The organism is Streptomyces sp. NPDC059456 (genome assembly GCF_042750055.1).
Lineage (GTDB): Bacteria > Actinomycetota > Actinomycetes > Streptomycetales > Streptomycetaceae > Streptomyces.
In genome coordinates this window covers 1-12,540 of sequence record NZ_JBHYVA010000193.1, presented here as the reverse complement: position 1 = coordinate 12,540, position 12,540 = coordinate 1, and the positions used below count along the sequence as shown (strand labels likewise).

15 protein-coding genes and 1 riboswitch are annotated in these 12,540 nt (G+C 73.6%); of the genes, 2 read left to right on the top strand and 13 right to left on the bottom strand.

All coding sequences use genetic code 11. From position 1 onward, the window contains the following. Positions 1–1,880 (bottom strand): FUSC family protein (locus tag ACFXA3_RS18770; protein ID WP_385188069.1); only part of this gene is annotated, 1,880 nt, incomplete at its 3' end. A gap of 120 nt (positions 1,881–2,000) precedes the next feature. Continuing rightward, entirely contained in the window at positions 2,001–2,828 is an 828-nt protein-coding gene (locus tag ACFXA3_RS18765) for a hypothetical protein (protein WP_385188067.1), read from the bottom strand. Between the two features lie 133 nt (positions 2,829–2,961). Between ACFXA3_RS18765 and ACFXA3_RS18760 the strand changes: the two genes are divergently transcribed. Next, the gene (locus ACFXA3_RS18760) at positions 2,962–3,366 is read left to right on the top strand and encodes a hypothetical protein (protein ID WP_385188065.1); all 405 of its coding nucleotides are present in this window, start codon (positions 2,962–2,964) and stop codon (positions 3,364–3,366) included. 100 nt (positions 3,367–3,466) lie between these two features. Here ACFXA3_RS18760 and ACFXA3_RS18755 read toward each other — a convergent pair whose 3' ends face one another. The 6 genes from ACFXA3_RS18755 to ACFXA3_RS18730 all read right to left on the bottom strand — a co-directional run bounded on the left by ACFXA3_RS18755 (position 3,467) and on the right by ACFXA3_RS18730 (position 6,268). After that, complete coding sequence (locus tag ACFXA3_RS18755; protein ID WP_385188063.1) at positions 3,467–3,634, bottom strand: hypothetical protein; 168 nt, start codon at positions 3,632–3,634, stop codon at positions 3,467–3,469. A 57-nt stretch (positions 3,635–3,691) separates the two neighbouring features. Further along, positions 3,692–4,066: a hypothetical protein gene (locus tag ACFXA3_RS18750; RefSeq protein WP_385188061.1), complete on the bottom strand. Its 375-nt coding sequence runs from the start codon at positions 4,064–4,066 to the stop codon at positions 3,692–3,694. Positions 4,067–4,176: 110 nt separating this feature from the next. Next, positions 4,177–4,791 (bottom strand): hypothetical protein, encoded by a 615-nt coding sequence (locus ACFXA3_RS18745; RefSeq protein WP_385188059.1) that lies wholly within the window; start codon positions 4,789–4,791, stop codon positions 4,177–4,179. Between the two features lie 211 nt (positions 4,792–5,002). After that, entirely contained in the window at positions 5,003–5,248 is a 246-nt protein-coding gene (locus ACFXA3_RS18740) for a hypothetical protein (RefSeq protein WP_385188058.1), read from the bottom strand. Between the two features lie 21 nt (positions 5,249–5,269). Further along, positions 5,270–6,025: a CbtA family protein gene (locus ACFXA3_RS18735; protein ID WP_385188056.1), complete on the bottom strand. Its 756-nt coding sequence runs from the start codon at positions 6,023–6,025 to the stop codon at positions 5,270–5,272. A gap of 30 nt (positions 6,026–6,055) precedes the next feature. Beyond that, positions 6,056–6,268 carry a CbtB-domain containing protein gene (locus ACFXA3_RS18730; protein WP_327284483.1) on the bottom strand — a complete coding sequence of 71 codons (213 nt, stop codon included), beginning with the start codon at positions 6,266–6,268 and terminating at the stop codon, positions 6,056–6,058. Positions 6,269–7,085: 817 nt separating this feature from the next. Here ACFXA3_RS18730 and ACFXA3_RS18725 point away from each other — a divergent pair. Then, positions 7,086–7,520, top strand: a complete 435-nt coding sequence (locus ACFXA3_RS18725) for a hypothetical protein (protein WP_385188054.1) — start codon at positions 7,086–7,088, stop codon at positions 7,518–7,520. A 9-nt stretch (positions 7,521–7,529) separates the two neighbouring features. Here ACFXA3_RS18725 and ACFXA3_RS18720 read toward each other — a convergent pair whose 3' ends face one another. From ACFXA3_RS18720 to glyA, 5 genes are all read right to left on the bottom strand, one after another. Then, positions 7,530–8,129: a hypothetical protein gene (locus ACFXA3_RS18720; protein ID WP_385188052.1), complete on the bottom strand. Its 600-nt coding sequence runs from the start codon at positions 8,127–8,129 to the stop codon at positions 7,530–7,532. 77 nt (positions 8,130–8,206) lie between these two features. Beyond that, a complete protein-coding gene (locus ACFXA3_RS18715; RefSeq protein ID WP_385188050.1) occupies positions 8,207–9,124 on the bottom strand; it encodes a YihY/virulence factor BrkB family protein in 918 nt (305 codons plus the stop codon). Between the two features lie 172 nt (positions 9,125–9,296). Continuing rightward, complete coding sequence (locus ACFXA3_RS18710) at positions 9,297–9,914, bottom strand: 2'-5' RNA ligase family protein (RefSeq protein ID WP_385188048.1); 618 nt, start codon at positions 9,912–9,914, stop codon at positions 9,297–9,299. 86 nt (positions 9,915–10,000) lie between these two features. Then, entirely contained in the window at positions 10,001–11,014 is a 1,014-nt protein-coding gene (gene trpS, locus ACFXA3_RS18705) for a tryptophan--tRNA ligase (protein ID WP_054223550.1), read from the bottom strand. A gap of 100 nt (positions 11,015–11,114) precedes the next feature. Continuing rightward, complete coding sequence (gene glyA, locus ACFXA3_RS18700) at positions 11,115–12,383, bottom strand: serine hydroxymethyltransferase (protein WP_385188046.1); 1,269 nt, start codon at positions 12,381–12,383, stop codon at positions 11,115–11,117. Positions 12,384–12,418: 35 nt separating this feature from the next. Further along, a riboswitch (ZMP/ZTP riboswitch) is annotated at positions 12,419–12,509 on the bottom strand. Between the last annotated feature and the right edge of the window lie 31 nt (positions 12,510–12,540).

The window sequence follows — 12,540 nt, the reverse complement described above, 5'->3', positions numbered from 1 at the left end:
GCGTTGCGCACCCCTTCGGCGAGGGCCCGCAGACCGGTGATGACGGTCGCCACCTCCTCGGCGCGGGGCGGTTCGGCCCCGTGGTTGACCCGGACCCGGGCGGCGGTGGTCGCGTCCACGATCCGTTCGACGGCGACGACCAGCGGCCACCAGGCGGCGGCCCGCGCCCCCGTCGGCGGCGGTTCGGTCAGCGCCCGCTGGAATTCGTTGCGCACCCCCGACATGTCCCGGTAGATCCGCCGCCGGGCCTGGAGCCGGGCGGTCCGCGCCGCCTGCTGCCCGGCCTCCGTGTCGGGGTGGCCGCCGAAGGCCCGTTCCACGTACCGGGCGGCATCGTCGACGGTGTCGGCGAGCCGGTCGCCGATCCGGGTGCGCCAGCTCTCGGGCCACAGCAGGTAGCCGAAGACCAGGGTGATGGCGCAGCCGATCAGGCTGTCCAGCAGCCGGGGGCGGATCAGGTCGAAGCCCTGGTGGTTGAGGAGGTCCGACAGCAGCAGGATCACCGGGGTGATCGCGGCGGTCTGGAAGGCGTACCCCTTGGCGGAGAAGGCGGGGATCAGTGCGGCGAGGACCACCATCACCGGTACGTCCCACCAGCCGCGCGGTACTTCGGAGAGCACGGCGGCGGCCATCACCAGCCCGGCCGCCGTGCCCAGGGCGCGCAGTACGGCCCGGGAGAACACCGAGCCGAAGTCGGGCTTGAGGACGAAGGTGACGGTCAGGGCGACCCAGTAGGACCGCTCGACCGGGACCAGGGAGACCAGGCACTGGGCGAGCCCGATGCACAGGGCGAGGCGCAGCCCGTACCGCCAGGAGGCGCGGGACAGCACCATGTCGCGCACGGCCCGCCGGGCCCGGACCGTCAGTGCGGCGGGCCGGCCGAGCCGGTCGTCGACGTTGTGCAGGTCGGGATCGGGCAGGTGCACGATGGCCGCCGCATGCCGCAGGGCCGCGTCGAGGGCCCGTTCGGCGGGGGTGTGCGGCGCGGGGAGGTCCAGTGCGGGCTTGTCGGTGCGGCCCCGTTCCACGGCCTGTGCCAGGTCGCGTACGGCCGCCGGGATCTCGGGCGGCAGCGGTGCGCCGCGCAGGTGCATGGCGGGTGCGGCCTCGACCAGCGGGATCACCACGTTCAGCTGGGCCAGCATCCGCACGAGCGCGGGACTGCGGCCGTGCACCCGGGCGCGGCGGCCCAGGACCAGGTCGTAGGCGTGGTTCAGGGCGTGGGTGACCTGCCGCCGGCGCTCGTCGTAGTCCGGACCGCCCGCGGCTTCGAGGGCGTCGGCGAGCGACCGGTAGGTGTCGGCCACGGCGACGCGTTCCGGCTGCCGGCCGCGCAGCGGCCAGCCCAGCAGCGTCAGCAGGAGGACGAACAGCCCGCCCGCGCTGAGCAGCAGGGGGGCCGTCCACCAGGGACGGGGCAGCGGCAGGCCGGCGCCGATCACGGCGTTGAGCAGCAGCAGCAGTCCGGACACGGACGCGACGGTGCCGATCGAGGAGATCATCCCGGAGACGAGGGCGATCAGGGTGAGGGCGCCGACGGCCAGCCAGCCGTGACCGAAGACCAGGGTGCCCAGGGCGACGCCGACCGCGCCGAAGAGCTGGGGGACGGCGATGTTCAGGATCCGCATCCGGTAGGCGTCGGCGGTGTCGCCGATGACCCCGGACAGGGCGCCCATCGAGACGAGGGCCCCGTACTCGGGCTCGTTCAGGGCGAAGCCGACGGCGAGCGGGGTGGCCATGGCGATGCCGGCGCGCGCGGCGGCGGCCCAGGGGATCGGGGCGGGGCTCGGCCGCAGTCCCTTGAGCAGCCAGGCGGGCGGAGCCAGCGCATGGTGCCGGGGGCGCCCGGAGGGTATCTGTTCGGTGCGTTCGCTGCTCATTCAGCTTCCGTGCGGCCGCTCGTGAATCGGTTCTTCTGCGCTGTTCCGGGGTCTTGAGTTCTTCTTGGGTTCTTCTCGGGTTCTTCCGGGGCGTTCTGCGCGGGTCGGTACGTTCCGAGCTTATGGGGTGCGGCGTAGTCGTCCCGTCAGCCAGGCGGCCAGCGCGGCGGCGAGCCCGATCGCCAGGACCACCCATGCGGTCGTGCGCAGGAACGCGGTGAGGGCGTCGTACACCGCCGCGGCGGCCTCCCGGTCGATGTCGGCCGGCAGGTCGTCCAGGGTGAGCCGGCGGCAGACGGCCACCGCGATCCACAGGAGTACGGCGCCGACGGCGACCCCCAGCCCGGTGGCGATCACGGCGCGCCGCCGGCGCACGGCGACCGCGATCGCCGCCGCGGCCAGCACCACGGTCAGCAGGGGAAGCCAGACACCGGCGATCTGGAGCATGCGGAAGCCCTTCCGGAGCGCACCGAGGTCGTCGTACTCCATGACCTTCACCGATACGTGGGTCACCGGGATGCGGTCGGCGAACGGCACGCCGTCGGCGACGAGCTCTCCCTTGACCTGTTCGATCACCGGTGCCAGGTCGATGGTGACGGCGTCCCCGTCGCCGGTGGTGAGCGCCTCGAGGAACGCGGCGTGCGCGGCACGGTTGGCCGCGTCCCAGGCGGTGCGGTAGGCGGGCGTGCCGGTGAAGGAGTGCAGGGCCTCGCCGAGCAGCGCGTCGACGCCGCTCTGGAAGGGACCGGCGTCGATCTGCCCGGCGAGGGCGCGGCCCGCCTGGCTGACGACGACGCCCTGCACGGCCGGGTCTTCGGCCAGGGGGGACATGGCGGCGGTGTACCGGTCGGCGTTGCCCAGCTCGTGGTCCGCCCAGTACGCGACGGCGCTCGCGGGCACGAGGACGGCCACGAGCACGATGAGTACCGCCGAGAGGAAGGTGCGCACGTCACCAGGGAAAGCCGCGCCGCCGCCGGGCGCGAGCGGTGCTGCTGCGGGCGGGTGGCGGCCGCGTCGCTGATCCACTTGCCGGTCGGGTGCGGCGGGTGTGCCCTGGATGATGGGAGAGAGGAGCCCCGTCATGGCACATGCGGCACCCGTCGCCCCGAGGCGGCACTGGCAGGCGACCGGCACGGACCACGCGATGAAGGGCCAGCTGACGCGGGCACTGCTCCTCGGACTGGTCTACGGGGTCTGGGCGGCCTTCATGAGGCGCGACACCGGCGGGGTCACCACGGGCAACGTCTTCTACGGGATCCTGTGCGGCGTCGTCTTCGCCGGCATCATGTTCAGCCTCGCCCGCTTCGGCCCGCGGCTGATGCAGGAGTTGCACGCCGCGGCGTACGGAGCCTTCGGCGGGATCGCGGTGGGCTACCTGTACAGCATGGCCGACCACTCGATCGTCCGCTCGTGCTGGGTCGGCTTCATCACCGGCGCCGGCATCGGGCTGGCGGCGTTCTACCGCTACCACACGCGCGATCCCTGATCCGCGAGCGCGGCGGGGGGGGGGGGGGCCCCCCCCCCCCGCCCCCCCCCCCCCCCCCGGGGGGGGGGGGGCCCCCGCCCCCCGCGCGCCGTCCGGTGGTTCAGCCCTCGGACGGGGCCTCGGAGCCGGTGGCCGGAGCGGTCGCCGGGGCGGCGGGGGCGTCCTCTCCGTCGGTCCGGCGGCCCGGCGGCTTCGGGGCGGTGGGGGTGTGGCGGGTTGCCTCGGCGCGGAGCATGGCGTTCAGGGCTGCGTAGGGGTCGATGGGCATGCCGGAACCTCACGGTGTTCGGGTGTGTGTGGGGGGACGCGCTGCTGCTCGGCACCCTCAGCAGCGCAGGACCACACTCCGCTCCGTCCACGCGGACGGCATCGGCCGTTCCGGCCCGCACACCTGTGCGCCTACCGCCCCACCGGGGTGTTTCACGTGAAACACCGGGCGCGGCAGCTGCCGTACGCCCGGCAGCCCGCGCACGACCGGCCGTACGGCGTCCCGGGCTTGCGGATCCGCGGCCGGATCGGACTCCCTCTCGGCGGGGGTACCCGGCTCGCCCGGCGCCCCGGAGCCGGTGCGCTCGACGGCGGCGGTGGCCGCGGCGGCCGCCGTGACGCCGGGGCCGGCCGCGAACAGGCACAGCAGCAGGACACAGGCGGCCGTAAGGGCCCTGGCCAGTGCCGTGCGCGCGTGCCGCGTCCCGCTCATGCGAGGGGTCTGCCCCGACATGCCGGCCCGCTCCCCGACCAGCCCGCAGATGCCCCCGACCGGGGGACGAAGACACCCCCCTCGGCTGACAGCAGGCCGGCCCGCCGGATTCAGCCCGTGTGGTGCCGGCCGGTGCGGTGCTGGCCGGTGCGGTGCTGGCCGGTCAGCCGTGCCAGGACGGTGGTCTCACCGCTGAGCAGACGCAGTTGGGCGCGCCCGGGCCGCTGCCCTCGACCGCTGACCGTGGGCGACACCCGGTCGACGGTGAACACGGCGGTGCGCCGGTCGGCCCGTGCGATCTCGATGGTCAGCCCCCGTCGCAGCCGGGTGAGGGGCAGGTCGGCGGCGGTGACCACGGCGGTGCCGGCCGAGCCCGGCGCCGGGCCGTCGTGGTCCCAGCCGGCCTCCTCCCCGTCGCCGTCCAGCGGCAGGTCGACCCCCAGGCTCGGGATGAGCAGCCGCAGCGGCCGTACCGCCCGCAGGGGTGCGATGGAGGCGGCCCGCGCGGGCCGGGAGCCCTTGCCGGCGGCCGGGCCGTGATGGCCGGCGTGCTCCAGCTGCTCGACGAGCCGCCGGTGGCCGGTCAGGCCCAGCGCCCGGGAGGGCAGGGCGTCGGCGGCGGTGGCCGCGGCGGGCCGTGCGCCTTCCGTACTGCGCAGCATCACTATGCCGGTGCCCAGCAGAGCCACGGTCAGCACGCCGGCCACCCACTTGGCGCGGGGCATGGAATCCCTCCTGGTCCGATCCCCCCGGCTCCGGCGGCCGGGTGTCCTGAGAGCAGTGGAACCCTTCTCTGCCCGTCAGTACCGCTGACAACGCCGGAGACTGACGTCACGTCACGGGCGTGTCGCCGTCGCCGCCGGGACGTCTTCGCAGCTGGCGGCGGGTGAACGGACCGTGTTCGAGGCATTGCCCGGGATACAGCCGAACGGGCGATCAGAGGATCACGAACACGACCGCCGCCGCCCCCATGAGGGCGGCGGCGAGGTGGACGGCCGGGTGACCGTAGTCACCGAACCAGAGGTGGCGGGCCAGACCGCCGAGGGCGGCCAGGGCCGTGATGAGGCCGACCTGGGCCAGGAGCGTGACCGCGGTGAAAGGGGCCAGGAGCAGCAGTACGGTGTTGAGCCCCAGCGGGACGGCGCCCGGCCGGCCGCGCCATTCCCAGATCGCCGTCTGCATGGCCCACCGGCCCCCTCATCGTCAGCTCGCGGGCTGTACAGCCTCCTTGGGCAGGGCGGCGGGGGCAAGAGACCGTTCGGCAAGAAAACCGAAGGCCAGGCCGAAAGTCGTCCACATCGCGATCTGGATGCCCAGCGTCGCGAGGCGGAACTGCCAGATGAGGGCGGCCGGGAAGTCCGCCGGGACCTCGTTGATGCCGGGCAGGGTGGCGTAGGCGATGCCGACCACCACGAGGAAGGCGACCGTGGCGATGATCGACGCGTTCCAGTTCCCGAGCTTGGGCGCCAGGCGCCGGCCCAGGATCAGCGCGGCCGAGGACAGCAGCACGCTCAGCGCGATCATCAGGACGAAGAGGGTGGTCCTCCGGACGACGGTGTCGGGGTCCCCGACGGCCGGCGGGTTGGAGGGGTACTTGAGGAACGGCACCAGGTTGACGGAGACGAACAGGCCGCCCGAGACCAGCAGGGCCGTGACCCGCGGGCTGAAGCGGCCGATGCGGCCCAGGGCGTAGCAGAAGACGAGCGCGGCGATGCCGCCGAGCGCGATCCCGTACAGGAGCGTTCCGGTGCCGAGGCCGGCCGTGGCCTGGAGGGCCCGGCTGACCGGGGCCGCCTCCTCGCCGTGGTCGTGGGCGGCGTGGCCCGCTTCCTCGATGGCGATGGCCGCGTCGACCTTGGACTCACCGAGGACGTAGGCGACGAGGAAGGCCGCCAGGCCTGCGAACAGGCCTGCCAGCATGCCCCGGACCAACAGGACGCGGGGTGAAATGGGGTTCATGGTTCGGTTCTTCCCTTGCGGTGCCGGAGATCAGTGGCAGGGGAAGCCGAGGAGGTGGCGACCGTCGTGCATCCACTCGTGGACGGTGTCGCCCTGGAAGATCGCGGTGGCACCCTGCTCGGCGCCGACGAGGTAGAGCAGGACGAGCATGAGGACGCCGACGAACAGGGCCCAGGGGGCGAGCGCGGAGAGCGAAATCGGGGCGACGGCAGGGGCCGTCGTGGGCACGGCGGAGTGAGCCATGGCAGAACCTCCAGAGGGAACACGCGTCCCGGTCAGTGGTGCTCGCGACGACATGGCGGGTCTGACTTTCCTCCCCCTCCGGGAGGATTCACAGTGGCGCGACCGTGCCGGATTTTCACCGGTACTTCCGTCATACCGTCGTCTTTTTTAGGTTGTCGTCCGAGACCGTACCGCGTTTACGCTCCCCTTATGAAGAGCGCCGTGGTACGAGTTCAGTTCGTGAGACGTCCGTTCGACGACGTTTCCCGCCGGGCACGCTTCGGCCACGGCGACCCGTGCCCGGGCCACGAGGGCCTGCGCGGCCCGGACACGGGGGACTGGGCGGGCCGGACCCTGGACGAGGTTTCCGCCGAGGATCCGGCCGCGGTGCACCCCCGGGGGACCGCCCCCCCCGACCCCCCCCCGGGGGGGGGGGCCGGCCCGCCCGCGCCCGCCCCGGGCCGCCCCCCCCGTCGCCGCGGGCGGCCCCCCCCACGACCCTCACCCAGGCCGCGCGCGCCCGCTAGGCCGTCTCCCTCGGACGGTGCCGGTGGAGCCCGCGCCGTCCGGTGCCGTGCCGGGCGCCGGGACCGCCGTGACCTGCCGGACCCTTCCGGTCGCGGCACCGGGACCGGAGCCGGGTGGCAGGGCGGACCCGGGCGGGTGAGGATGGCGGCCACGGCCGCCGCACGCGGACGCGGGCCGGTCACCCCGCCCGGCGGGGCGGCCGGACTCTGACCCACGGGCGATCGGGGTTCCCATGACCGCTCCTTCCACCCCTGCCCCCGCCGCGCGCGGACGCGGGCGCGGGCGCGGGGCAGCGGGAACGCTCCGCGCGGTGGCCGCCGTCGCGGCCCTCGGCGCCCTCGCCACCGGGTGCCGGAACGACACAGCACCCGCCTGGGGCTACCCGGAGCTCGGCGCGACCCTGGCCTCCCTGTCCCGCGGCCTGGACGAGGGCTGCGCCGAGGCGGCCCCCGCGAGCTGCGCGGCCGCACTCGACCGGCTCGGCGTCCTCGCGGAGCGGGCCTTCGCCGAGGTGCTCGACCACCGGCTGCTCGACGCCGGGTACGTGGCCGCGCTGCACGACGTCGAAGGAGCCAGGGAGCTGCGCGTCGCCGCCGCGCGGGAGGCCCGGGACCGGCATGACCCGCACCACCTCCCGCTGCGGAGGGCCGTGCTGGCGGAGCAACTGGCGTACCGGCGCCTGCTCGCCGCGCTGGAGGGCCTGCGCACCGCACCGCCGCCCGGTGACGGGACCGGGCCCGTGTGAAGTGCCCGTCTACCGCCCCGAGGGTGGCGTGGGCGGCGTGGGGAGCCCCTGGCCGTCGAGTGCCACCAGCGTCAGGACGACGATCGACCCCGTCCACGCCAACGGCGCGACGGAGGAGGGCCTTCCCGCCCCGTCGACCTTCTCGGGCAGCTCACCGAGCGGGTTCCGCTTCGACAGGACCCAGTCCAGCACCCTCCCGGCCTTCGCGGTCTCCCCCGTGGAGGCCCACGCGAGGGCGAAGAACGAGGTACTGGGCGTCCAGGCGTTCCCGCCCCAGGGCGCCGTCGCGTCGTTTCCGGGGGTGAGGCCCCCGTTGGGCAGGAGCAGGGCCTCGTACGTGGTGTCGAGGGCGCGCGGCAGGTCGGCCGGCGCCGTGTTGAACGGCGGCGCCATGAAGGCCGCGGCGCTGTCGCGGCCGTGCCGTCCGTCGACGGTGCGCTGATATCCCAGGGGCGCGAACTTCCCGGATATCGCGGACGACAGCCGCCGGGCGGCATCGGCCCAGTGCGCCGCGTCGTCCGGCCGGTGCACCTCCCGGGCGAGGGCCGCGGACGCGTGGAGACCGGCCAGCAGCGGCGCGGCCGTACCGATGTTGGCCGTGGCCGTCATCAGCTCCCAGTAGTCCGGCGAAGCCGGGGGCAGCCCGTCCGCCCCCAGGGCGGCCGCCGCGCGGGGGGCCGCCCGGCCTAGGCCTTCGGCTCCGCGGGCTCGGTGGGGTGGGCGGGCTCGGCGGGCTCGGCGGGCCGTTCGCCGCCCCGGGCGGAGGTCGCCGTCCAGGCGGAGCAGTACAGCAGCAGCTTCGCCATCAGGTTGATCCAGATCAGCAGGGCGACCGGCACCCCGAAGGCCCCGTACATGCTCTTCGCGGCGACCCCGCGCATATAGCCGCTGAGCAGCAGCTTCAGCAGTTCGAAGCCGGCCGCGCCGAGGAGGGCGGCCTGGATCAGGCTGCGGCGCGGCGGTTCGACGCCGGGCAGCAGGGTCAGCACGTACAGCAGGATCAGGAAGGCCGCGACGACGCCGACGAGGAAGGCTCCGACGCGCAGGAGCACCCCGCCCGCGCCGCTCTGCGGCACGCCCAGCCAGCCGCCGAACTTGCCGACCGCGCTGGAGCCGAGGGTCGAGGCGGCGGCCGAGGCCAGGCCCACGCCGCCGAGGCCGACGAGCACGAGCGCGTCCTTGCCCTTGCGGACGACGGGGTTCCCCAGGTCCTCGTCGTCCTTGTCCCACACCGCGCGCAGGCAGTCCCGCATCGAGGCGATCCACCCGATGCCGGTGATGAGCAGCAGCAGGCCGGCGACGAGCCCGATCGTGCCCGCGTTGGCGACGAGGCCGTTGATGTCGAGCTGCCCGGAGATCCCGGGGACCTGCTCGGCGAGGTTCTTCTGCAGCCGGTTCAGCTGCTCCTGGCTGAGGAGCGTTGCGCCGATGGCGGCGGCCACGGTGATCAGGGGGAAGAGCGCGATGAAACTGATGAAGGTGATCGCGGCGGCGAGGCGGCTCCAGTGGACCCGGTCGAGGCGCTCGTACGCGTGCCAGGCGTGCGTCCGCATCACCCGCACCGCCAGCGGGCCGATCACCGGGAGTTTCTTCAGCCAGTCCATGGGATCACCGTAAATGAGCCGATGTAAATAGCCGGGATTGTCGGTTTCGGGGACTACGGTCGTCGATTGTGACTTTTCGCGAAGCCCGTCCGACGGGCCGGGGGCGGCCGTTCCGGACCCTGGTCCTGCGCACGCTCCGGTTCCACGCCCGCCAGACCCTCAGGCCCCTTCGTCAGGAGGTGCGGCCCGCGGTACCCGCCGCGCCCGCGGCCTCCGCCGCCGTGTCGACCGGTGAGCCCGGCTGTGCCGGGACCCCGGTGGCCGGGCCGCTGCCGAAGGGGTACTCGCACAGTTTGCGCCAGACCCCGTCCGAGCCCTGCTCGTAGAGCGCGAAGCCGGTGCAGGTCCACTGCGCCGCGTAGTCGGCGAGGGTGGCGAACGCCAGGTCCATCGCCCCCTCGGAGATCCCGTGGGCGACCGTGACGTGCGGGTGGTACGGGAACGCCAGCTCCCGGTCGAGCGGCCCGTCCGGGTCGCGGACCAGGGCCTGGAGCCGGCTGCACCCCGTACCGCCCTCGACGACCTGGACGAAGACGACGGGCGAGAGCGGGCGGAACGTGCCGGTGCCCTCCAGCCGCATCCCGAAGGGTCCGAAGGCGGCCGCGACCTGCGCGAGGTGGGCCCGGACCGCCGGCAGCCGGTCCGCCTCGACCTCGGTGGGCGGGACGAGGGTGACATGCGTGGGGATCCCGTGCGCGGCGGCGTCCCCGAAGCCGGCGCGCAGCTCCTGGAGCCGGCTGCCGTACGGCTCCGGGACCGCGATCGAAACGCCGAGCGTTACGGTCCCCACGTATGTCTCCTCCGTCGTCTGGTGCGTATGGGCCTGCCGACCCAGTGTGGGGCCAGCACCCCCCGGATTGCCAGGGCCTCCTGCGGTCAGTGCTTCGCGGGGACCAGACCGAGGCGGTCGTACGCCTGCGCCAGGGTCTCGGCGGCGACCGCGCGGGCCTTCTCCGCGCCCTTGGCCAGGATGGAATCCAGCGTCTCCGGGTCGTCCAGGTACTCCTGGGTGCGCTGCTTGAAGGGTGTGACGAAGTCGACCATCACGGCCGCCAGGTCCGTCTTCAGCGCGCCGTAGCCCTTGCCCTCGTACGAGGCCTCCAGGGCCGGGATCGACTCGCCCGTGAGGGTGGAGTAGATCGTGAGCAGGTTGCTGACGCCGGGCTTGTTCTCGGTGTCGAAGCGGATCTCGGCCTCGGTGTCCGTGACGGCGCTCTTGATCTTCTTCTCGGTGGCCTTGGGCTCGTCGAGGAGGTTGATCAGGCCCTTGGGGGACGACGCGGACTTCGACATCTTGATCGACGGGTCCTGGAGGTCGTAGATCTTCGCGACCTCCTTGACGATGTGCGCGGCGGGCAGCGTGAAGGTCTGGCCGTAGCGCTGGTTGAAGCGCTCGGCCAGGTCGCGGGTCAGCTCGATGTGCTGGCGCTGGTCCTCGCCGACGGGGACGGCGTTCGCCTGGTAGAGCAGGATGTCCGCGACCTGGAGGATCGGGTACGTGAACAGGCCGACGCTGGCGCTGTTCACGCCGCCCTTGGCGGACTTGTCCTTGAACTGGGTCATGCGGCTGGCCTCGCCGAAGCCGGTGATGCAGTTCATGACCCAGGCGAGCTGCGCGTGCTCGGGGACGTGGCTCTGGATGAACAGCGTGCAGCGCTCGGGGTCGAGCCCGGCGGCCAGCAGCTGGGCGGCGGAGAGCCGGGTGTTCGCGCGCAGGTCCTTCGGATCCTGCGGCATGGTGATCGCGTGCAGGTCGACCACCATGTAGAAGGCGTCGTGCGTCTCCTGCAGGGCGACGTACTGGCGGATCGCTCCGAGGTAGTTCCCGAGGTGGAACGAACCGGAGGTGGGCTGGATACCGGAGAGCGCGCGAGGACGATCAGAAGCCATGTCTTCATTCTCTCAGGTGCGCCGCCCGTCTCCGCCCGCCCGCCACGCATCCGCGGATCCGCCGCCGGGGCCCGGCCCGGGCGGCGGATCAGGCGGCGGATCAGGCCAGGGGGAGGCCCGGGGCCGGGAAGGCCGCCATCAGCTCGGCCACCTCGGCGCGGATCGCGGCCAGGGCCTGCTCGTCCTCCTTCGCGGCCGCGTCCACCGCCCGGGAGATCCAGTCCGCCACCACCGGCATGTGCCCGGCCCCCAGCCCCCGCGAGGTCAGCGACGGCGTGCCGATCCGGATGCCGGACGGGTCGAACGGCTTGCGGGGGTCGAAGGGCACCGTGTTGTAGTTCACGACGATCCCCGCCCGGTCCAGCGCCTTCGCCGCCACCTTGCCCGCGACCCCGCGGGAGGTGAGGTCCATCAGGATCAGGTGGTTGTCCGTACCGCCCGACACGAGGTCGAAGCCGCGCTCCAGCAGCGCCGCGGCCAGCGCCTTCGCGTTGGCGACGACCGCGTGCGCGTACGCGGTGAACGCCGGCTGCGCCGCCTCGTGCAGGGCCACCGCGATGCCCGCCGTCGTCTGGTTGTGCGGTCCGCCCTGGAGGCCCGGGAACACCGCCTTGTCGATGGCCTTGGCGTGCTCCTCGCGGCACATCAGCATCGCGCCGCGCGGCCCCCGCAGGGTCTTGTGGGTGGTCGTGGACACGACGTCGACGTGCCCGACGGGCGACGGGTGGGCCCCGCCCGCGATCAGGCCGGCGATGTGGGCCACGTCCGCGACCAGGACCGAGCCGGCCTCCTGCGCGATCGACGCGAACGCCTCGAAGTCGATCGTCCGCGGCAGGGCCGTGCCGCCACAGAAGATGATCTTCGGGCGCTCGGCCAGCGCCAGCTCCCGCACCGCGTCGTAGTCGATGCGGCCCGTCCCGGCCGTCACCCCGTACTGGACGCCGCGGAACCAGGAGCCCGTCGCCGAGACCCCCCAGCCGTGCGTCAGGTGCCCGCCCATCGGCAGGGCCATGCCCATGACCGTGTCGCCGGGCTTCGCGAACGCCAGGTACACCGCGAGGTTCGCCGGCGAGCCGGAGTACGGCTGGACGTTGGCGTGGTCCACCCCGAACAGGCCCTTCGCCCGCTCGACGGCCAGCGCCTCGACGCGGTCGATGTTCTGCTGGCCCTCGTAGTAGCGGCGGCCCGGGTAGCCCTCGCTGTACTTGTTCTGCAGCACCGTGCCGGAGGCTTCGAGCACGGCGGCGGACACGTAGTTCTCGCTGGGGATCAGGCGCAGGGTCTCGGCCTGCAGGGTTTCCTCGGCGGCGACGAAGGACGCCAGCTCGGGGTCGGTCGCAAGAAGGGCGGGGTGGCGGCTCGCGCTCATGGCGGCTCCTCCGGGGTCGATGTCAGATCTCGTCCCCGCGAGGCCCAGGCGAGCGGCCCTGTATGCGGTCGTGCGCGCACGACTCCCCCGGAGTTGGTTCCCCGTACGCCAGTCGCCGTGCGTAGCGCTGTCTCTTATAAACATATCTTAGAGCCCT

Coding starts and splice junctions, on each gene's coding strand:
- ACFXA3_RS18760 (WP_385188065.1), top strand. CDS start 2,962: ATGGCACATGCGGCACCCGTCGCCCCGAGGCGGCACTGGCAGGCGACC.
- ACFXA3_RS18755 (WP_385188063.1), bottom strand. CDS start 3,634: ATGCCCATCGACCCCTACGCAGCCCTGAACGCCATGCTCCGCGCCGAG.
- ACFXA3_RS18750 (WP_385188061.1), bottom strand. CDS start 4,066: ATGAGCGGGACGCGGCACGCGCGCACGGCACTGGCCAGGGCCCTTACG.
- ACFXA3_RS18745 (WP_385188059.1), bottom strand. CDS start 4,791: ATGCCCCGCGCCAAGTGGGTGGCCGGCGTGCTGACCGTGGCTCTGCTG.
- ACFXA3_RS18740 (WP_385188058.1), bottom strand. CDS start 5,248: ATGCAGACGGCGATCTGGGAATGGCGCGGCCGGCCGGGCGCCGTCCCG.
- ACFXA3_RS18735 (WP_385188056.1), bottom strand. CDS start 6,025: ATGAACCCCATTTCACCCCGCGTCCTGTTGGTCCGGGGCATGCTGGCA.
- ACFXA3_RS18730 (WP_327284483.1), bottom strand. CDS start 6,268: ATGGCTCACTCCGCCGTGCCCACGACGGCCCCTGCCGTCGCCCCGATT.
- ACFXA3_RS18720 (WP_385188052.1), bottom strand. CDS start 8,129: ATGACGGCCACGGCCAACATCGGTACGGCCGCGCCGCTGCTGGCCGGT.
- ACFXA3_RS18715 (WP_385188050.1), bottom strand. CDS start 9,124: ATGGACTGGCTGAAGAAACTCCCGGTGATCGGCCCGCTGGCGGTGCGG.
- trpS (WP_054223550.1), bottom strand. CDS start 11,014: ATGGCTTCTGATCGTCCTCGCGCGCTCTCCGGTATCCAGCCCACCTCC.
- glyA (WP_385188046.1), bottom strand. CDS start 12,383: ATGAGCGCGAGCCGCCACCCCGCCCTTCTTGCGACCGACCCCGAGCTG.